Origin of the sequence: Stenotrophomonas sp. RIT-551 (assembly GCF_026241915.1) — a bacterium.
In the GTDB taxonomy this organism is placed as follows: domain Bacteria; phylum Pseudomonadota; class Gammaproteobacteria; order Xanthomonadales; family Xanthomonadaceae; genus Stenotrophomonas; species Stenotrophomonas bentonitica_A.
Window position 1 is genome coordinate 71870 of sequence record NZ_JAPJIU010000014.1, and the last position, 17955, is coordinate 89824.

Genomic DNA, 17955 nt, shown 5'->3' on the forward strand with positions numbered 1-17955 from the left:
GTGCATCGAGTCGCGGATCTATTTTCCGGAGCTGGAGGACTGTCTCTTGGATTCTCCAGCGCGGGCTTTGATATCGCATTCGCAACTGATCACGATTCTGACTCGTTGGCGACTTACAGCAGTAACTTCAATCATCTTTCCGCACAAATGGATCTCTCGCGTGGGACCCCTCGTTCGGTCGCAAGCCAAATTATCGATTGCGCGGGCGAAATCGATGTTTTGATTGGGGGGCCCCCTTGTCAAGGGTTTTCTCTCCAAAGGAGGGGCGCCGCCGTAGACCCGAGAAACGATCTTCTCTTGCGACATGTGCAGATCGGACTCGCACTCAATGTAAAAGCAATCTTGATTGAGAATGTCCCGGCGATATTGGGGGTGCGCGGCGCGGACCACCTCGCGAAGGTCTATTCGCTTCTGTCTCGAAAGTCGTACCATGTCACGTCGCGGGTTCTTCAGGCAGCGGACTATGGCGTTCCTCAGTTGCGGAGGCGCGCCTTCGTCGTAGCTCTCCGAAATGATTGTTGCGATCGGTTTGATTTCGAGGCACCCCTGCATCTACCTGATAGTTACAAGACGGTGCGAGACGCGTTCGAGGGTATTCCAAGTCCTCCTATAAACTACGAGGTTCATCCGAACTTCAAAAATCATCAGCGTCGTCGAGTATCTGAGTTGAATCTAAAGCGTCTTTCTTTTGTCCCAGAGGGGGGCGGACGGCTCGACATTCCCGAAGAGTTGCGGCTGCCCTGCCATCGCAAGGATAATGGGCACCGACATCTTGATGTGTATGGTCGCATGTCTTGGAGGCGCCCTGCGCCAACAATAACTGCGATGTTCGATAGCTTTACCCGGGGTAGGTTCGCGCATCCGGAGGAAGTGAGAAATATTACGAACCGAGAAGGCGCGCGGCTCCAGTCATTTCCGGATAGCTTTATCTTCACCGGTGACCAGAAATCTGTCGCGAGACAGATCGGAAACGCCGTCCCGCCACTCCTTGCCGCTTCGGTGGCTAGATCAATGCTGGCTCATCTGTCTCCCCGCGATAGCGCCGTAGATCTCGGAAAAAGGGTTGCAAGCAAGAGGCTTAAACGCGGATGATGATAGATAGGCTGCGTACAGTGCGCAGCCATTTTCCAGCCTGCCGACTGCTTCTATTTTTGAATGTTCCGTGGATGATACGTATATCAATATACCGGCTGAACTGCCTACCCTTCTTGCATAGGTGGACAGTTGGTAAAGGTCGCTGGCAAGTGCGCTGCTCGCTACAGAGTATTTGGCGTCTGCCACCAAAATTGGAGCGCCTCTGTAATAGCAGATAATGTCAGGGTCAATCTCCGGGCCGCCATTACTAAATGCAAGAACTTGGCGTGATCGGAGTGGATGAAGCTCTGCGGAATGTTCTAGGTTGCCGCTGGCCTGGCCGAGCAGTATCTGGAGTGCAGTTTCCCAGGTGCGTTCCAGGTCAGTGAATTCAGCAATGCCCTGGCCAATTACTTCAGACTGGAGGATGGGATTCTGATCAAGTGCACTGATGCAGAATGCGCATAACCTCTTCAGCTCGGGCCGGTTAGGCAAGGCCTCTGCCTCTTGAAATATACGTCTCGCGCCCTCTAGCGATATCTCGGCTCGGTGGTCGCCCGTCGAGAGGACCAGTTGGTCAATCTTTCGGCGAACTACAGGGGTGGGTTCTTCCAGTCTGAGAATGCATCTCTTTGTGGCTAGAAGTGCAGAGGGCAATTCCGCGAGCGCCGTGCGCTCCGATCTATGCGTCACAACCTTGTGTTGTATGCCCCTATTCGCCAGCCTTTTGATTGTCTTGGTGAAATCAATCGAGCCTCGAGGAGTTGAGCTGACGCGCTCAGTGCGAACGTAGATCCACGGCGTACCTTCCCGTAGCATTGATGACATCAAACGTTCAAATGTGCTCCAAAGGGATTCCCCGCGGTCTTGTGAAGCTATGCCCCAGGGATTCTTATGGATTACCGACCGTCTCCAATCCGAGATTAGTGAAAGTAATGAGTCCGCGAGCTCCTTTGATTTGGGGGATATTCTTACGACAAGGCTGGGGGATTCATACAGGCCCACCAGATTCCTTGGCTGCACAAGTATGAAGCCGTTGCTTGGCTGCACGCCAATTATACCCCGCCTCGACAGATTGATAAGCTCGGCCAAAGCTTCGCTGCGTTCGAGTTGAGACGTGGCGATGGGCGAGGCCTGGCCTCTCTCTCTTAACTCTATTATGAGTTGCTTTGGCATGGAAATTCTTCGGCAGCCTGTGCGTAGATGCTATCAATCTCCCCGAAAGTGTCTTCGAGTAGGCGGAGGCATGTGCCTTTCCAAATATCCTCTAAATCTTCTTCATCTTTTGCGTTTGCAAAAATGCCATGTCCGAACGGGAGTGAGGTCGACCATCGCTCATACCAGCGAGAAAGGCGTGAAAGTGTCTCCGGGAGAACTCGTGCTTCTAGCATGGAAACCAGTGCCGCCGTGGAGGGCGCTATATCCAAATAATGCATACGACGCCTAATCGCGGAGTCGAGCTGGGTTGCGGACCTGTCTCTCGGGTTCAGCGTTGCAATTACAATTAGATTTGCAGGAATCGAATCCTCATTCTGGGAAAGTGAGTAGCGGAATCTCCTTCCGCGGTGCTCTATGTAGGTCAGCAATTCTCCGAGTACGGCATGTGTGTTGGCTCGGGTAAACTCTTCAATCAATAGGACGTAGTTTCTATTCTGAGGGTCGGAGGAAGCGCGTCGGCAAATTGTTCGCAGGGTCTTATGCGTCAACTGGAAACCCGTACCGTCAGGCTTTGGAACAAAACCCTCGACAAAATCTTCATACGAGGTGCCTTCATGGAACTGGATCTCCATGGAGCGGTAGGGGTCGCTCTCCGTGAGTTCATCAGCGATCATTCGCGCAAGTCTTGACTTGCCTGTGCCCGGCATGCCAGACAAACAAATGATCGTGGAGTGACCAAACTTGCGGCATGCCTCCTTGCCAGCTCTGATCAGCTCGGAGTCCACCTCATTTGGCATACCTGACCGCTTCCTAGAAATGGGCGAAGAAAGCCACTTGACGAATGAGGCTCTATCGGATCTCACTTCCACGGGAACACAGATCGGTTCTCTCAGCGCATCATCAATCAATGAAATCCTGTCCTCCCTAAGAGTCCATAAGCCGCTGATCTCATCGTCTTCAGCTAGTAGCCCACCGAAACTAGCTCGGCTAAGCCATGGTGTTACGCGGCGCCTAGTCTGATTCCCGTCCTCAACTGCCACCGTTGAACCCAGCCACTTCTTGGGGTCATCGAAATAGCTCTCTCCTCCAGCTCGTCTGGCCTCAGATATGCTATCAATCACTCCCTGGAGATCCCGCTGGTGATGAATCAACATCAGTCCGCGATTGAGCTCCTCCCAATGTAGGCGATCGCCAAGCTGCCTCGCTGCCTGCCAAATAGCTTGAAATGGCAAGAGATCGCTGTCGCTTGGATACAGTCCGTTGCCGCCATTTGGTCCTTCGAGAGGATTGAGTAGGGGGTAGCGACTCAGTACGGTCGTTGCCCATTGCGCCAGGTGCTCATTAGCTCCAGCGATCCTATTGGTGACGTCGTCAAACAAGTCACGCACTGCATGTCCGAAAGGGGATACTTCGAGAACACCCCTGCTGTTCACCATCAGCAGGCCTGCTCGCTCGAATAGGGGCTTCCACGTTCTCAGTCTGGACGCCTTCACCTCATCAGTTGGAGCCTTCCCGCGAACACTTCTCCCGTGGAATCGCTCAATGGCAATAGCCAGGTTCTTACGCAACCCCGCGTAGTCGTCGACAGATTCCTTAAATGTCTCCCCATCGCTTTGCAGAAAAGCCCATAGGTAGGGGTGCATAGTGCCGGCAGGGAGTAAAAACTCCTGCCCGGGAATTACCTCATGGTTGGCGGTGCTCCACGACATCTCCATCTCCATGCATGCCAGATTGACGAATTCTATTGCCTGCTGGCCAAATTGCACACCCCTTCAATGTTTGGCAGGGAGCTGTCCTCACAGACGGCCCCTGGCGTGTCGGTTACGTAGGCTTACGTGCAACCCACCCCAGATCTTGCGAATGTAGCGTGCCAGTTTCGCCATTACGTAGGCGGCACCAACCAACTCGGGAAGATCGACAGTAGCAAGCGATCTCCCATTATCGGACTCATGCCACATGATGCGCATCGGACCGTAGTGATCCTGCCCCGCTGAAACGGACGCCAAGAAGCGATAATTTGATCGCACTTGAAGGCTCCTCATGTCACCCCAGGTTTGCCGTCGCTATACCAACGACTGCAAATCCCAAGCCATCAAGCTGGCAGAGTCCATCGGCCTAGTCGCAGCAAGGCATCTGGATATCTCGGTCAAATCGCTAGCCAACTGGTTGACCGCGTCCCGGTCTGGCCAGCCCCTGCGTTCGCCTAAGCGCCAGCCTACGAGTGAGCTGGAGAGCGAGCTGAGCCGACGTCGGTCAGAGAATGCCACGCTCAATATGGAGCGAGACATCCTAAAGAAAGCCACGGTGTTCTTCACCAAAGAGTCCAAGTGAAGTACGCCTTCGTCGCCCGTGAACGGGCTACCTACCCGGTGCGCGTGCTCTGCCGGCTGATGGAGGTTTCCACCTCCGGCTTCCATGACTACCTGCGGCGTGTGGCCAACCCGGTACCGGATCCGGACCTGGTGTTACGTGGCGATCTGCGCGCCATCCACGCTAGATGCCGCCGAACCTATGGCAGGCCGCGGATGGTCAAGGCGTTGCAGGCCAAGAGCCATGCTGTGGGCCATAAACGGGTTGCTCGGTTGATGGTCGAGGAAGGCCTGCGGGGCAAGAGCAAGGGGGCCGTCGGCCCGCCCGAGCCCCGCGCAGCCAAGGGCAGCCTGCTGAGAATGTGCTGGACCGCCGCTTTGCTTTGGGCAGCGTGCCGGCACGGGTGGGCGACATCACGTATCTGGCCACGCGGGAGGGCTGGCTGTATCCGGCAACCGTCATCAGCCTGCAAACGCGGCAGGTCCTGGGCCACAGCCTGTCCGACCACATGCCCGATGACCTGGTGCAACAGGCCTTCCTCAATGCCTGGTCTGTGTCACCGGCATCGCCCGGTGTGCTTTTCCACTCCGACCAGGGCAGTCAGTACACCAGCGCCGCCTTCCGCCGAACGCTTGCCGCCCACGGGGTTGTGCAGAGCATGAGTCGAAAGGGGAACTGCTGGGACAACGCTGTCGCCGAGAGCTTCTTGGCCTCGCTCAAGAATGAAGAAGCCGATGGCGTACACGAAAGAAAGGATCAGGCGCGACAGTCGATCGCCTCCTATACCCACGGCTTTTACAATCCGACCCGGTTGCATTCGTCACTGGGTTTTGTCTCGCCAAACGACTACGCCGCGAAGCTGGAAGCCGCTGCTTGACCCCCGTGCTTTTAGGCGTCCGTTTTCAGGGGGCAGGTTCAACTGGCGCGCCCGTTAGGAGCTTCAGCAACTGACCAGTGACCTCACGGCCAACATTCGCCGCCGGGCGCAGTCTAGCGAGCCAGGGCTGTTGGAGTTGGTCGAGTACATGGGAAATGTTCTGCATCCGGTATTCCCAGGATTTTGGGGTACGGCCGTGCAGTTCTGCAAGCCCTCCATAGAACAGCGTCTTATTGACAGACCGAGCATTTGCGGAGCGCAACTGCATCAGTCCGTAGGCATCAACTGCAGCCGCCAGCTGATCCTGAGTCCATTCGTCCACTTCCGCCCCTTTTCTCGCCTATGCGACTCGCCGATTCGATAGGTCCAAGGTATGCCAGACGCGTGACCGCCTGTCGCAAACAGCCGGTCAGCTACTGAGAACCAGCCTATGCGGGGGCCAAAAAATGTTCGCCCGACAAAGCTCATAGTCCTCCCCAAACGCCAGCGCAGCCTCCCTGGCCGGCAAGTCCGAGTAGCACTCCAACAGGCACTCATCCATGCCCGCATCCGCATGGTCGATAGCGAAGAAGCCCAACATGGCCTCGTCGAATGCCTCAAGCCAATCCCCGTCAATCCTGGTCATCTGTGGTCCTCACGATAGGCCAGAGAGGATGCCGCCACCCCGTCCCAAGGCCTGCGACTGAACCGGGCCAGTTGCGTCGCACCGTAGACGCCGCCGACCGACCCCTGCCAGATCAACGGGAACAAGCGCCCCGCACGCAGCTACCGCGTAGGCGCGCTGACGTACCCGGACCGCGAAGAGTGCGGTCCCACCGAGATTGTTCCCTACCTCAAGCTGCGCGGCCGCTGGCTGGACAAGCTCGGCTTTGACGTAGGCGCCCGCCTGAAGGTGGAGGCCACGCACGGCAGCATCACCCTTACGGTGGTGGAGCGGCCCGTGCCGGTGGTTAAGAAGATCCCCCGCAAGTTGCAGCACCGCACCGGCTGAGCGCCCGCGTCCACCCACCGGGTGGGCCGCTCCACGGCCAGTGCCCGCCAGCCCTTGCGGGCGGCCTGGCCGCACAGCCGCAGTGCCTGCCGCGGTTCGGCAGCGCGGCACTGTGGCAGGCGCAAACGCCAGCACGTCACTGCACGCCCGGTGCAGTGTGGATGTACAACCAGTTTCATAACCCAGCAGTGGAGGAACGCATGAGCAAGAGTGTCTTCATGCAGTTGGAAATGGCCGCTGGCCTGCGCGCAGGCTTCAGCACGCGGCGGCGCGCGAGCACCGCCCCGCCGAACAGGTGCTCCAGCGGTTGATGCGGGAGTATGTGGTGCGGCAATCGTGTGTGGATGCCGACGCAGAGGCCGGGGCCTTTGACCTGGTCAAGCGGGGCGCCTGCGCCATGCAGGGAATGGCAAGCAGTGCTATCCGCCCCTTGTCGTCTCCAAGCGTGCCGCCGTAGCATTCCTCAATCGAAAACAGGGGGAATGCATGGTCAGCACAGGGATTGGCACGATCAACCAAGCGCCGGATGTGCGCCATGCGTAATCCGGATCAGGCCGATACGGCCGCATCGCCGCTCACCTACGAGGTGGTGCTCACCGACGGTGCCATTCGCAATGGCTACATCACGGTGGATCCCGGTTGGGAAGGCTTTTCTTCCGCCATGCTGGGGCGGCCAGACGTCCCTTCGGGCAGGGCCGCAGTGTTCACCTTCCCCGACGGCTACCAGGTCACCTCCGACCTGCGTGCAAGTGGCCCAGGTTCCGCACGCATCCGCTCCCGTGTGGCGCCCGCGTTCAAGCGGCTGGGCTTGGTGGCAGGCAATTCGCTGCTGCTGGTGCGCGAGCGTGAGGGGCAGTACCGGGTAGAGCCGCGTACCGGTCAACTGCGGGATAGCTTCGAGCTGGGCTATGTGAGGCTGCGCGAGCGATTCCTGGCACGTTTCCCGGATTTTATCGGCTTTGATGACCCGCGGCTGCTGCGCGAATCCAGCTACAAGCGGCAGTTGATCAACCACTACGAAAGCATCATGGCCCCGGCGCTTCGGGACGGACCGGCGCAGGAGGTCTGGACGGCGTTGATCAAGCTGCTGCGTGTTCGGGTGGGCAGTGATAACCCTCAGCCCCAGAACGTGGTTGGCTGGCGCATCGTTGCCCAATTGGCTGACCTTCCCGAACACGACCAGATACAGTTGGGCGCCGGGGTGATGGATCTGCTTCGCCTGCAGGGACCGGGTGACCGGCTGGATGATTTCAATGATTGCCTGTCCGGGCTCAGCACGCCCCTGCAGCCGGCAGCCCAACGCTCGCTGTCGAGCCTGCTGCTTACCTTGGATGATCCCACCGGCTATTTCTTCATCAAGACCGGACAGATGCGCCGGGCGCTGAGTTTGCTGGATCCCACCTTCGATTTCGGCAAGGGCGGCATGGTGACCGAGGAGTGGGAGCGCATCCGCGCCTTGGCCGCGCGCCTCGCCGAACGCCTCACCGAAGACGGCTGGCCCCCGGAAGACATGATTGATATCCAATCCTTCCTGTGGGTGGCCATCGCCTACGAGCAAGGCGACGGCGCCGAGCCTGAAGACGAGGCCGAAGAAGCCGAGGACGAGGCCGTAGACGACGAGGCTGAAATGACCCCCATGCACCGCCCCACCAACACCATTCTGTACGGTCCGCCGGGTACCGGCAAAACCTACGGCGTGGTGGAAAAAGCGCTGGAAATCCTCGACCCGCAACTGCTGGCTACGGCACCCCGTCAGGGCGCCGGCGGCCGGGCACTACTGAAGCAGCGATTCGATGCGCTGCTGGATGAAGGCTACATCCGCTTTGTCACCTTCCACCAGAGCTTCGCCTACGAAGACTTCGTGGAGGGCCTGAAAGCTCGCACGGGCGACGGCGGTGCGCTGGAGTATGCAGTGGAACCCGGCGTGTTCCTGGAACTCTGCATCGAGGCCCAGCACAGCGATCTGCCGTATGTGCTCATCATCGATGAAATCAACCGGGGCAACATCGCACGCATCTTCGGCGAGCTGATCACCCTTATCGAGCCCAGCAAGCGGCAGGGCATGGACGAGGCGCTGTCAGTGCACCTGCCGTACTCCAAGCAGGTATTCGCGGTGCCGGCCAACCTGCACCTGATCGGCACCATGAACACCGCTGACCGTTCCTTGGCGGCCATGGACGTGGCCCTGCGCCGGCGCTTCCGGTTCATCGAGATGCCGCCACAGCCACAGCTGCTGGACGCTGTCATCGACGATGTCCCTTTGGGCGAGCTGCTGGGCACGATCAATGACCGCATAGAGGTGCTGCTGGGGCGCGACCACCTTATCGGCCATGCCTACCTGATGGGCGTAACCGACCTGCCATCGCTGGCCGATGCCTTCCGCCTGCGCATCCTGCCGTTGCTGCAGGAGTACTTTTTCGAGGATTGGCAGCGAATTGCCTGGGTGCTCAACGATGGCGTCAAACCGGAAGGCGAGCGCTTCCTGCGGCAGCGCGACCTTCAGCTGGGCCGATTGTTCGCACCGGATGTGCAGCTCGCGCCCGATAGCGCCCGGTGGTACATCCACGAGGCTGCGTTTGAGCAGGCGGCCAGCTACCGGGGAATTCTCGCTGGCCGGGCTGGCTGAGCCGTGGCGGTGCTCACGGTCCGCGAGTACGCGCGGATTGGCGTCTGCGCCGATGCGCCGCGTCAGGAGGGAATGGATGCGGCCTGGCTGCCGCAGGCGTCCTTCGATTGGCTATGCGCGGAGTTCGAGCGCCTGCGTGGCGGCGGCGCGGCCCTGGTGCAGCGCGACGGTGCCCGCTGGTTACGGCTGGACCAGTATGTAGGGGTAATGGAGTGCCCGGACGGCACAACGTTGGAGGTGCTGCCCAAGCATGTCACCGCCGACGGCGACCACGCCTCCGCCCGTCGGCTGCTGCGGCGCATGCTGTGCACGGTGCTGGACATCCCGCCGCGCGAAGGCAGCCTGGCCGGGGTGGCGCTGTTCGACCTGCCCTTGAACGAATGGGTGATGGCGCGCTTCCTGGCTGCGCTGGATGAGCTGGTCAAGCGCGGGCTGCGTTTCGACTACACCCGGGTGCGCGAGGAGCAGGTGTTCCTGCGCGGGCGCCTGGATACCACGCGGCAGCTGAGGCAGCCGCCCACCCGTGCCCATCTGTTCCACTTGGAGCACGATGTCTTCAGCGAAGACCGCCCGGAGAACCGTCTGCTGCGGTCTGCGTTGGGCTGTGTGTGCGCCCGCACGCGCAACCCCGGTAGCTGGCGGCTGGCGCATGAGCTTTCTACGCGCATGGCGGGCGTGCCGCGCAGCACCCACGTCGCCGCGGACCTGCGTGCTTGGGGTACTGATCGGCTGATGGCGCACTACCGACCTGTGCGCCCGTTGTGCGAGCTGATCTTGTTGGGGCAGAGCCCGCTGGCGCTGCGGGGGGATTGGCGCAGCCCCAGCATGATGTTTCCAATGGAGCGTCTGTTCGAACGCTATGTTGGCGTATGCCTTGCCCGCCAGCTTGCGCCGGCATGGCAGGTGGGTGGTGCGGCGTCTGAACACCTGTGCAGCCACCAGGGCAAGGGATGGTTCAACCTGATCCCCGACTTTCTGCTGCGCCGGGGTGAGGAGCTGCGCGTGCTGGATACCAAGTGGAAAATGCTGGACGGGCGCGCAGCCGACCCGCGCGAGAAGTACGGGTTGAAGCAGGCAGACTTCTACCAGATGTTCGCCTATGGACAGCGGTACCTGGGGGGCGTGGGTGAGATGGCGCTGGTGTATCCGCAGCATGCCGGGTTCGATCAGGGCCTGCCGGTATTCGCGTTTGATGATCAGCTGAGGTTGTGGGTGCTGCCGTTCGATCTGGAGCAGGGGACACTGGTGGTGCCAGAGGACTGGTAGGTCCGCGCATTGTTATCGAAAGCGCTCTGGAAAATGAAGTGGCATATCAATCGACGGCTGCAGTAGACATTGAGATCACTCAATGACTACTGCAGCAAATGTTCGGCTTCAAGCGCGAGGTCATACAGGAATCGTTGTTCCAGAACCTCCCGCAAGGAGTCGAGTGCTACCTACCTCGTTCTACATTGCTGGGCGGCGCCGCTCAGTACTTCGAAGAAGTCCGCCGGCGGCGTTTGACGCGCTTGCACTGAAATCAGACCATCCTCGCCATAGTGCCTCTTGAGATGATCGAACGCACATTTGCATACTGCAGTGGTTGCGCCGCCCTGCTTGCAGCTGTCGATGAATTCGATCCGAATCTTGTCAACTTCGCTGCTGCAGCCTGAGCCAGCCATGGTGGCGCAGGTCAGCGCAATCATCGTGAGCACTCGCATGTTCATGGCTCAGGACCTCCGCATTGTCAGGAAGTAAATCAAGCCCAACAACACCATGACGCCGAGTATCTGGCCGATCACAGGAAACACGATGGCTGGCCAGATAAAGGCGCGCCCAAGGTTGTAGGCGAACCCCTTATAGGCGTACTCGCCCCAGAAATAGCCGTACACGCAGAATGGAACAATGAGCAGGGTGTACAGACCAATAAGATATTTCATTCGGATCTCCTGTCGCGACGCACACTGGGGTGCGTCGGCGATGACAACGCCAAAAAGGCACCCGGGCTTCGCCCGTCCATGTTCAACAGGTTGCTTTGCTGCGTCGTATTGCCCCTCCTTGGGTAGTGCGCCTCCCCACACCATAGGGGCTCGAGCTGTAACGGCGGCCCGCACTGGAACTTTAGAGAAAGTTTGAAGAAAATTGTTTCCGTTCCAGTGCCGCAATGCCCGGCCGGGTCGCATGGGCGCTGATATAATCATTGAGTCTGGCATTCACGACATGTAGTGCCGTCATATCTGATCGCAGTTCAACCAACAGGGAGAGTTGATGTTCATCATGCTGGAGGCGCGCAGGGATATCGCCGCTGCGAGGAAAGTTCTGGAAGCAACGCTGAAGAAGCAGGCCACTGGCAGCGCACGGCGCACCATTGGCTACCCTGGAGGCAGTCGGCCAGGCGAGACATTGAGCACGTTCGGTGAGTACTGGTTTTGGACGGGAAAGACCAGCAGGGACGATTCTTCCGCCGTCCGCCACCTTCATTGGTTCGGGCTCTGGTCCGAAAACGACGGGGTCAACATCACCGTTGAGATCAACACTGTACCCGCGGGTCGAAACGATCGGATCGGCGGATTCTTCGCCAGGCACTCGGATACTGGGACCATCTATCTATTCCATTCCGCCCGCATTGGTGGGGGCAGGGCTGGGGTTGGAAAAGAGGCGTTCCTGGCTTGGAGTGATTTGAAGCTGGAAACGGTGCTCGATGCTGAAGGAAAGCATCGCGAAGGCGTTCTGGTTGGTCCTATTGAGGATCCAAGTACCAGCAAGGTTGTGCTGAGCTACGTCGAAAAGGTAGCGGCCTTCAAAGAAGCTGTACGAAATGGCGCCATCGACGAGCCGGAGTTCCAGGCCAAGCTGCAGAAGTTCCGTGATTACTACAAAGAGCCCCATGGCCATGTCACAGGTCATCGTGCCAGCGTCATTGATTACGTTTCCCGTCACGGTGAAGTAGTCGATGCGCTCAAAGCATGGCGCGACGAGCAGGGGCTGATCGGTGGGCAGCGCATCGTCAAGAACGTGCTCATCGACCTTGGCGTGATTGAGGACCAAGCTCTTGAGGAAGTTTACGAGGTGAAGACCTCTACGGATCGTAGCTGCGTGTATGCCGGAATCGGGCAATTGATGGTGCATGGCCATCATGACTGCAGACGCGTGCTTGTTTTGCCTGCAGACGGTCCGTTGTTCCAAGGGCTTCCGGAGGCACTGTCCGCATTGGGGATAGATTTGATCCGCTACAGGGTGGGCAAGGACAAGGTCCAGTTGCCCGCAGATTTGCCAGCTGAGTAGGAACGAGTAACGTTGACCCAGGCCGGCGGGTAGGTCTCCAGCTCCTCTGCGCCTGCAAGCAGCATCAGTTCGATGTAGTGACTTTTCATGTACAGGTTCGCAGTTGTATCGCGTGCCTGTACATACTGCATGACACGGTGCAGGTCATACCCCCAAGCCTATCCTGCTACCATTCCCCCCGCAAACCCAGCCAGCCCACCCAGCGCAGACAAACGCGGGGCCGGCCGTCACGCGTACGGCCCAGCGAGCCAGGACACCCTCCCGTGCCCCTTCAAGGAAGCTCGCATGTACCGCAATTCCGTAATCCGCTCGGCCGCTCTGGCCTTCGCCATCTCCCTGAGCCTTTGCGCCCCGTCCGCGTTCGCCGCTGAGCAGGCCACCGCATCCGCCAGCACCACCGCCGTTCAGCGTAAATCCGTCGCCCAGGGCCTTTATGAGCTGGCCTTCAGCCCCAAGCAGAACGCCGTGTTCGTCGCCTCCTCGGGCGGCTTCGGCGATGCCGCCGGTCCGTCCCAGGTCCTGCGCCTGAACCCGGAAACTCTGGCCGTCGAAACCGCCATCCCGCTGGAGCGCAAGGCCTTCGGTGTGGTGCTGGATGACGCCAACAACCGCCTCTACGTCGGCAACACCGTCGATACCTCGGTCACCGTGGTCGACACCGCCAACAACACCTCCGTTGGCATCGTGCAACTGATGGAAAAGAAGGTCGGCAAGGATGGCAAGGCCGCCTACACCCACGATCTGCGCGAGCTGGTCGTCGATGGCGCCAACAACCGTCTGTACGTCACCGGTCATTCGGGCGAGGGCAGCGTGCTGTTCGTGGTGGATACGCAGTCGCTGAAGGTCATCAACACCATTCCGGGCTTGGGCAACGCCAAGGCACCGGGCCTGGCGCTGGATGCCAAGGCCAAGCGCGTCTACACCTCCAACCTGCTGGCCGAGCTCGTCACCGTCGGCACCGACAGCGGCAAGGTCGAGCAGCGCTTCAAGGTCAGTGCGGAGCAGCCGATGAACATCGCGCTGGATCCGGCCGGCAAGCGCCTGTTCGTGACCGACCAGGGCTCGGAGATGATCCGCAAGTACCAGGCCAGCAGCTCGGGCTTCGAATCGAAGCATCCGGGCCAGCGCGTGCTGGTGCTGGACCGTACCACCGGCAAGGAACTGGCCAGCATCCCGACCGATGCCGGCCCGCTGGGCATCCTGCTGGATGCACCTCGCAAGCGCCTGTACGTGACCAACCGCGATGGCGGCACGGTGACCGCATACAACAGCGACACCTACAAGCAGGTGGCGACGTACGCGGTGCCGACGCACCCGAACAGCCTGGCGCTGGATGCCAAAAAGAACGTGCTGTACGTGACCGTCAAGAATGGTGACAGCGAGCCGAAGGGCAGCGAAGAGTCTGTTGCCCGCATTGCGCTGTAACGCACTGCCGCTGGGATAAAGACCGGCCGCCTGGGGCGGCCGGTTTCGTATGCGTTGCATTGGATGGACTGTTCCCGCGTAGGCCACGATGCGAGACTGGCGCACCGCCCGCGGTATTCGTACGCATGAACAGATCAAGGATGGCAGTTAGACGTATCTCGACGCACGAGATGGACGTGGTCAGGTGCGCTGTGCAGTCCGCGCCGGTGGAAGGCATACAGCTCCCTTCATTGGAAAATCTGGAATCCCTCAACGTAGTCAGCCGTTGTGGCTGCGGTTGCGCATCCGTGGACTTCAGGCTCCTAGGAGCGGGAGAGATCGCCGAGGTGGTTGCCGACGCAATCGGCGAGACATCCAGCGGGGAAGAGGTGGGCGTGCTTGTCTTTGGCCTCAACGGCCGGATTACCGGCTTGGAGGTCGTGGGGTACTCGGATTTTCCGGCGGACCTGCACATTGCGTCGACGGTGCGTCGTCAGATTGGATTTGACGACCAACGTCAATGAATCGTGGCATGAGCACTTTCTGAGACGCCTCGCTGTGCGACGCCCTGTCTACGGAACCGCACGGCCACGAAGCAACACATAGCTGGCGCAGCTCGCACAACGCTCGGTCAACGGGGTCTGCCGCAGTGCAGCGCTCAGCGCCGCTCGGGATGCAGGGTGCCCACCCAGGCCATGCAGCAGCAGGGTGACAGCCAGCCCGCAGCAGGCGCCCTCGGCAAGGCCGGGCAGCCCGGCTGGCGTGCCGGTATCAGCCTCCTGCGTGATCTCACGACAATCCATGTACCGGCTCCCACCCTCGACGATGCCCCATCGCAACTATCGTCCTGAGGTGTCGCAGATCCTGAGATCGTGGCCCGATTCCTCCCTGTCACCGCTGAATGCCCCGGCCGGTACCAGTCAGCCCTGTGCACGCCACGTCAGCGCCCTGCCGATTTCTTTCACGGCTCACCCAACCCCCTCTCCCTAGGATCGAACCTTCCTTCCCCATCGCTCCAAGGAGTTCCCATGGCTGCTTCCCGCGTTCGCCTGCACGTTGAAGATTCCGGTGGTACCGGCCGTCCGGTGGTGCTGATCCATGGCTGGCCGCTGTCGGCCGAATCATGGAAGGCCCAGATCCCCGCGCTGCGCGATGCGGGCTACCGCGTGGTGGCGTATGACCGCCGTGGTTTTGGGCGATCGGACAAGCCGGCCGACGGCTACGAGTACGACACACTCGCCAACGATCTGGCCGGTGTTCTCGAGGATCTCGAGCTGAAGGACGCCACCCTGGTCGGCTTCTCGATGGGCGGTGGTGAAGTGGCGCGCTATGTCGCCAATCATGGCGAATCGCGCCTGCACAGCGTGGTGTTCGCCTCGGCGGTGCCGCCGTACATGCTCAAGACCAGCGATAACCCCGACGGCCCACTGACCCAGGAAAAGGCCGATGAAATGCGCGAGGGCCTGGAGAAGGACCGCGACACGTTCTTCGATGGCTTCACCAAGGATTTCTTCAGCGCCAATGGCGAGCTCAAGGTCAGCGAGGAGGAGCGCCAAGCCGCGATCAAGCTTTGCCAGCAGTCCGATCAGACTGCGGCGCTGGGTTGCATGAAGGCCTTCGGCACGACCGATTTCCGCGGCGACCTCAAGAAGGTCACGGCGCCGACCCTGGTGCTGCACGGTGACAGCGACGGCACGGTTCCGTTCGAGGGTTCTGGCAAGCGCACCCATGCGGCCATCGCGGGCAGTGAAGTGGTGGTCCTTAAGGACGCGCCGCACGGCTGCAATGCCAGCCACGCCGATGCCTTCAACAAGGCGCTGCTGGACTTCCTGAAGAAGTAAGTCGCAGGCAGTTTTCCGCAGCATGCGCCCGGCACGTTGAGCTCACGTGTCGGGCGTTCTTGTACGCTGTCCCCGCGCACCAAAGCTGTAGCGCCAGCCCACACGAGACCGCCCATGCGCCAGTCCCAGACACCGCCCTGGAAGAAGCCCAGTCCCAACGGGAAGAAGAAGTCGCAGCCGCTCTCCGAGGCGCAGAAGGATGCGGCACGTCAGCGCGCCGAGGAAAACGGGCGGCGCTACCCCAATCTTGTCGACAACATGTGGGCGGCCAAACTGCCACGCGGCAGTTGACCAACCCCTTGCTCAGCGCTTGACCGCCAGCACCCCATCCATCGCCAGCTCAGCCTTGAAGCCTGCCTTTTCAAGACGCTTGGCGACCTCGCGCGGCACATCGCGGCCACTGGTCAATTTGTTCGGCGCTCCGGTGTAATGGAACATCCGGCCGCCCTTGCGGATGACACGCGCCAGCTGGTCGTAGAACACCTGTGAGTACAGCTCGCCGGCGATGCCGAAGCGCGGCGGATCGTGCAGAATCGCATCGACCGAGGCGGTCTCCAGCCCTTCGATCTCCTGCGACACGTCACCCTGGCTCAGCGCCAGCCGGCCGCCGCTGCTCTCCGCGTCCGGATCCGGCGACCACGGGTTGAGCGTGCGCAGCCACAGCACATCCGGGTTCTTCTCGAACGAGCGGATACGCGTGACGCCGCCTTCCAGGCAGCACGCCGCGAAGTAGCCCAGGCCGCCGCAGGTATCCAGCACCGTCTTGCCGGCCGGCGCGATCAGCGCGACCTTTCGGCGGGCATCCTCGAATGGGGAAACCTGCGCGCTGGGCAGCATCTTGATGCCGTCGATCTCGAAGGTCGGTGCGTCCCAGTCGGTCGGCACCAGCTTGATCAGCGCCGAGCCGAAGCGCGAGATCGCCAGGAATTCCTCGCCGTCCCAGTAGTACAGGGTGCGGTCCTTGGTCTTGCCGGGATAGGCGTAGGTCTCGCCCTTCCACTGCCAGCGGTCGGCGGCCAGTGTGGCAGTGCCGGTGGAGCGGCCGAGGTCGAGCGAGCCGGTCCATTCCCTGGTGCCGGCATCGCGGGCGCGGGTCAGGCTCTCGGCGAGCGGGCGGGTCAGCAGGGGGCCGGTGTAATGGGGCACGGGATCCAGGGCCGCGGCGCGTGCGCCAGGCGGTATGTCAGTCAGGGGTGGGCATCGTACCTGAGATGCCCCTGGCCGGCCCTCATGCGACCGGTTCATGACCGGGAGTCCGACCCGCGCATGCGCTGGTGTCCGAGGTGCGCACGGGGAGTGCGCTGATCGCGGTGCGGCCGGCAGCTTTGGATACTTTGGCCATGTCCTACGACCACCTCCTCTGGCCTACCGGCACCGCCTACTTCTTCAGCGCGCACCTGCGCGATCGCAGCAGCAGCCTGCTGGTGGAACAGACGCAGACCCTGCGGCTGGCGTTCCGGGTGGCGCAGCAGGCGCGGCCGTTCCGTATCAACGCCATCGTGGTGCTGCCGGACCATCTGCATGGGGTGTGGACATTGCCGGAGGGCGACGAGGAGGGTCATCGCCGTTGGGCGCAGGTCCAGGCGATCTTCGACCGGCAGTTGCCGATGGTTGATCCGCGGCTGCAGCTGCGGCGGGACCGCAGCCTGCGGCCGCTATGGCACAACGGCTTCCGCGAGCACCGGATCGTTGACGCCGAGGACCTGCAGCGGCACGTGGCCTATGTGCACCACAACCCGGTCAAGCACGGGCACGTGAGGGATGCCACGCAATGGCCCTACAGCTCGATCCACCGCGGTCGCCGGGAGCCGGAGGAGCCAGGCTGAGGGTTGGAGATGGGGATGGGGTTCCCGCCTGTGTACGACCGCGGGCGGGGATGTTGGGGATGGGTGTCGCGGACCGGGCCACCGGTGCGGGCGGTTGCCGCCCGTATCAGTGGCCCGGTGGGCGGGATCCGGAAACCTTGCCCATCAGGGGCACTTCACCGCAAAGACCGGGCCGGCGCCGATCAGCACCAGCGCCATGTAGTCGCTGTCCTTGGCCTTGCCCTTGAGCGTGGCGCCCGGGTTGAATTTGAAGATGCCGAAGCCGCCACCGGGGCGGACCAGCGCTTTGTTGATCTGGTCGGCATCGTCGCGGAAGAACTGGGCGATCTCAGCGCGGCTGGATTCCTGCAGCGGCGTGGCATCGCGCTGCCATTGCTCATCGCGGTTGAAGGACACGTAGTACTGGCCGCTCTGCTGCTCGATGCGGAATTCGGCGGGCTTGCGCGCGTGGGTGGCATAGCAGCCGAGCATCGGATCGGAGGAGAACACGCCGGCGCTGTTGTCCTTGCCGCAGCCGGCCAACAGCAGCGGCGACAGGAAGAGCAGGCTGGGCAGTACACGCATGGCAGATCCTTGGCGGCGGG

At 61.0% G+C, this 17955-nt stretch carries 19 protein-coding genes and 2 pseudogenes; 13 read left to right on the forward strand and 8 right to left on the reverse strand.

Annotation, left to right across the window (positions count from 1 at the left end):
• Nucleotides 1–1092, forward strand: a complete 1092-nt coding sequence (locus ORK51_RS15120; RefSeq protein WP_266085571.1) for a DNA cytosine methyltransferase — start codon at nucleotides 1–3, stop codon at nucleotides 1090–1092.
• On the opposite strand, the gene ORK51_RS15125 is transcribed toward ORK51_RS15120, so the two are convergent.
• Both ORK51_RS15125 and ORK51_RS15130 read right to left on the reverse strand, forming a co-directional pair.
• The gene (locus ORK51_RS15125) at nucleotides 1009–2250 is read right to left on the reverse strand and encodes a 5-methylcytosine restriction system specificity protein McrC (protein WP_266085536.1); all 1242 of its coding nucleotides are present in this window, start codon (nucleotides 2248–2250) and stop codon (nucleotides 1009–1011) included. The two genes, ORK51_RS15120 and ORK51_RS15125, sit on opposite strands and share 84 nt — an antisense overlap.
• The gene (locus ORK51_RS15130) at nucleotides 2232–3941 is read right to left on the reverse strand and encodes an McrB family protein (RefSeq protein ID WP_266085538.1); all 1710 of its coding nucleotides are present in this window, start codon (nucleotides 3939–3941) and stop codon (nucleotides 2232–2234) included. Before ORK51_RS15130 ends, ORK51_RS15125 begins: the two co-directional genes overlap by 19 nt.
• A gap of 331 nt (nucleotides 3942–4272) precedes the next feature.
• On the opposite strand from ORK51_RS15130, the gene ORK51_RS17965 reads away from it, so the two are divergent.
• The 3 genes and pseudogenes from ORK51_RS17965 to ORK51_RS15135 all read left to right on the forward strand — a co-directional run.
• Entirely contained in the window at nucleotides 4273–4563 is a 291-nt protein-coding gene (locus ORK51_RS17965; RefSeq protein WP_490723230.1) for a transposase, read from the forward strand.
• 59 nt (nucleotides 4564–4622) lie between these two features.
• Nucleotides 4623–4838, forward strand: a pseudogene (locus tag ORK51_RS17940) (IS3 family transposase); the annotation flags it as partial.
• Nucleotides 4839–4867: 29 nt separating this feature from the next.
• Nucleotides 4868–5419: pseudogene (locus tag ORK51_RS15135) on the forward strand (IS3 family transposase); the annotation flags it as partial.
• Nucleotides 5420–5444: 25 nt separating this feature from the next.
• Here ORK51_RS15135 and ORK51_RS15140 read toward each other — a convergent pair.
• Together ORK51_RS15140 and ORK51_RS15145 are read right to left on the reverse strand one after the other, a co-directional pair.
• A complete protein-coding gene (locus tag ORK51_RS15140; protein WP_266085540.1) occupies nucleotides 5445–5741 on the reverse strand; it encodes a hypothetical protein in 297 nt (98 codons plus the stop codon).
• Nucleotides 5742–5828: 87 nt separating this feature from the next.
• Entirely contained in the window at nucleotides 5829–6044 is a 216-nt protein-coding gene (locus ORK51_RS15145; protein WP_266085542.1) for a hypothetical protein, read from the reverse strand.
• A gap of 111 nt (nucleotides 6045–6155) precedes the next feature.
• Between ORK51_RS15145 and ORK51_RS17945 the strand changes: the two genes are divergently transcribed.
• From ORK51_RS17945 to ORK51_RS15155, 3 genes are all read left to right on the forward strand, one after another.
• Complete coding sequence (locus tag ORK51_RS17945; RefSeq protein WP_429000688.1) at nucleotides 6156–6410, forward strand: SymE family type I addiction module toxin; 255 nt, start codon at nucleotides 6156–6158, stop codon at nucleotides 6408–6410.
• A gap of 535 nt (nucleotides 6411–6945) precedes the next feature.
• The gene (locus tag ORK51_RS15150) at nucleotides 6946–9036 is read left to right on the forward strand and encodes an McrB family protein (RefSeq protein ID WP_266085544.1); all 2091 of its coding nucleotides are present in this window, start codon (nucleotides 6946–6948) and stop codon (nucleotides 9034–9036) included.
• A 3-nt stretch (nucleotides 9037–9039) separates the two neighbouring features.
• Nucleotides 9040–10302 carry an McrC family protein gene (locus ORK51_RS15155; RefSeq protein ID WP_266085546.1) on the forward strand — a complete coding sequence of 421 codons (1263 nt, stop codon included), beginning with the start codon at nucleotides 9040–9042 and terminating at the stop codon, nucleotides 10300–10302.
• A 170-nt stretch (nucleotides 10303–10472) separates the two neighbouring features.
• On the opposite strand, the gene ORK51_RS15160 is transcribed toward ORK51_RS15155, so the two are convergent.
• Both ORK51_RS15160 and ORK51_RS15165 read right to left on the reverse strand, forming a co-directional pair.
• Nucleotides 10473–10742, reverse strand: a complete 270-nt coding sequence (locus ORK51_RS15160) for a hypothetical protein (RefSeq protein WP_266085548.1) — start codon at nucleotides 10740–10742, stop codon at nucleotides 10473–10475.
• A gap of 3 nt (nucleotides 10743–10745) precedes the next feature.
• The gene (locus tag ORK51_RS15165; protein ID WP_266085550.1) at nucleotides 10746–10955 is read right to left on the reverse strand and encodes a hypothetical protein; all 210 of its coding nucleotides are present in this window, start codon (nucleotides 10953–10955) and stop codon (nucleotides 10746–10748) included.
• Between the two features lie 328 nt (nucleotides 10956–11283).
• On the opposite strand from ORK51_RS15165, the gene ORK51_RS15170 reads away from it, so the two are divergent.
• The 5 genes from ORK51_RS15170 (at nucleotide 11284) to ORK51_RS15190 (ending at nucleotide 15836) form a co-directional block, all read left to right on the forward strand.
• Nucleotides 11284–12300 carry a hypothetical protein gene (locus ORK51_RS15170; protein ID WP_266085552.1) on the forward strand — a complete coding sequence of 339 codons (1017 nt, stop codon included), beginning with the start codon at nucleotides 11284–11286 and terminating at the stop codon, nucleotides 12298–12300.
• A 285-nt stretch (nucleotides 12301–12585) separates the two neighbouring features.
• Nucleotides 12586–13725, forward strand: coding sequence for a YncE family protein (locus ORK51_RS15175; RefSeq protein ID WP_266085554.1), 1140 nt, complete (start codon nucleotides 12586–12588; stop codon nucleotides 13723–13725).
• Between the two features lie 170 nt (nucleotides 13726–13895).
• Nucleotides 13896–14228, forward strand: coding sequence for a hypothetical protein (locus tag ORK51_RS15180; RefSeq protein WP_266085556.1), 333 nt, complete (start codon nucleotides 13896–13898; stop codon nucleotides 14226–14228).
• A gap of 504 nt (nucleotides 14229–14732) precedes the next feature.
• Entirely contained in the window at nucleotides 14733–15545 is an 813-nt protein-coding gene (locus ORK51_RS15185; protein ID WP_266085558.1) for an alpha/beta fold hydrolase, read from the forward strand.
• Nucleotides 15546–15659: 114 nt separating this feature from the next.
• Nucleotides 15660–15836, forward strand: coding sequence for a hypothetical protein (locus ORK51_RS15190; RefSeq protein ID WP_019185714.1), 177 nt, complete (start codon nucleotides 15660–15662; stop codon nucleotides 15834–15836).
• A gap of 12 nt (nucleotides 15837–15848) precedes the next feature.
• On the opposite strand, the gene ORK51_RS15195 is transcribed toward ORK51_RS15190, so the two are convergent.
• Nucleotides 15849–16691 (reverse strand): class I SAM-dependent methyltransferase, encoded by an 843-nt coding sequence (locus ORK51_RS15195; protein WP_266085561.1) that lies wholly within the window; start codon nucleotides 16689–16691, stop codon nucleotides 15849–15851.
• A 128-nt stretch (nucleotides 16692–16819) separates the two neighbouring features.
• On the opposite strand from ORK51_RS15195, the gene ORK51_RS15200 reads away from it, so the two are divergent.
• Nucleotides 16820–17371 carry an REP-associated tyrosine transposase gene (locus tag ORK51_RS15200; RefSeq protein WP_266085564.1) on the forward strand — a complete coding sequence of 184 codons (552 nt, stop codon included), beginning with the start codon at nucleotides 16820–16822 and terminating at the stop codon, nucleotides 17369–17371.
• A gap of 144 nt (nucleotides 17372–17515) precedes the next feature.
• Here the strand turns inward: ORK51_RS15200 and ORK51_RS15205 are convergent, their stop codons facing one another.
• On the reverse strand, nucleotides 17516–17935 hold the full coding sequence (locus ORK51_RS15205; protein ID WP_266085572.1) for a hypothetical protein: 420 nt from the start codon (nucleotides 17933–17935) through the stop codon (nucleotides 17516–17518).
• Between the last annotated feature and the right edge of the window lie 20 nt (nucleotides 17936–17955).

Coding starts and splice junctions, on each gene's coding strand:
- ORK51_RS15125 (WP_266085536.1), bottom strand. CDS start 2,250: ATGCCAAAGCAACTCATAATAGAGTTAAGAGAGAGAGGCCAGGCCTCG.
- ORK51_RS15130 (WP_266085538.1), bottom strand. CDS start 3,941: ATGTCGTGGAGCACCGCCAACCATGAGGTAATTCCCGGGCAGGAGTTT.
- ORK51_RS17965 (WP_490723230.1), top strand. CDS start 4,273: ATGTCACCCCAGGTTTGCCGTCGCTATACCAACGACTGCAAATCCCAA.
- ORK51_RS15145 (WP_266085542.1), bottom strand. CDS start 6,044: ATGACCAGGATTGACGGGGATTGGCTTGAGGCATTCGACGAGGCCATG.
- ORK51_RS15150 (WP_266085544.1), top strand. CDS start 6,946: ATGCGTAATCCGGATCAGGCCGATACGGCCGCATCGCCGCTCACCTAC.
- ORK51_RS15160 (WP_266085548.1), bottom strand. CDS start 10,742: ATGAACATGCGAGTGCTCACGATGATTGCGCTGACCTGCGCCACCATG.
- ORK51_RS15165 (WP_266085550.1), bottom strand. CDS start 10,955: ATGAAATATCTTATTGGTCTGTACACCCTGCTCATTGTTCCATTCTGC.
- ORK51_RS15170 (WP_266085552.1), top strand. CDS start 11,284: ATGTTCATCATGCTGGAGGCGCGCAGGGATATCGCCGCTGCGAGGAAA.
- ORK51_RS15175 (WP_266085554.1), top strand. CDS start 12,586: ATGTACCGCAATTCCGTAATCCGCTCGGCCGCTCTGGCCTTCGCCATC.
- ORK51_RS15180 (WP_266085556.1), top strand. CDS start 13,896: ATGGACGTGGTCAGGTGCGCTGTGCAGTCCGCGCCGGTGGAAGGCATA.
- ORK51_RS15185 (WP_266085558.1), top strand. CDS start 14,733: ATGGCTGCTTCCCGCGTTCGCCTGCACGTTGAAGATTCCGGTGGTACC.
- ORK51_RS15190 (WP_019185714.1), top strand. CDS start 15,660: ATGCGCCAGTCCCAGACACCGCCCTGGAAGAAGCCCAGTCCCAACGGG.
- ORK51_RS15205 (WP_266085572.1), bottom strand. CDS start 17,935: ATGCGTGTACTGCCCAGCCTGCTCTTCCTGTCGCCGCTGCTGTTGGCC.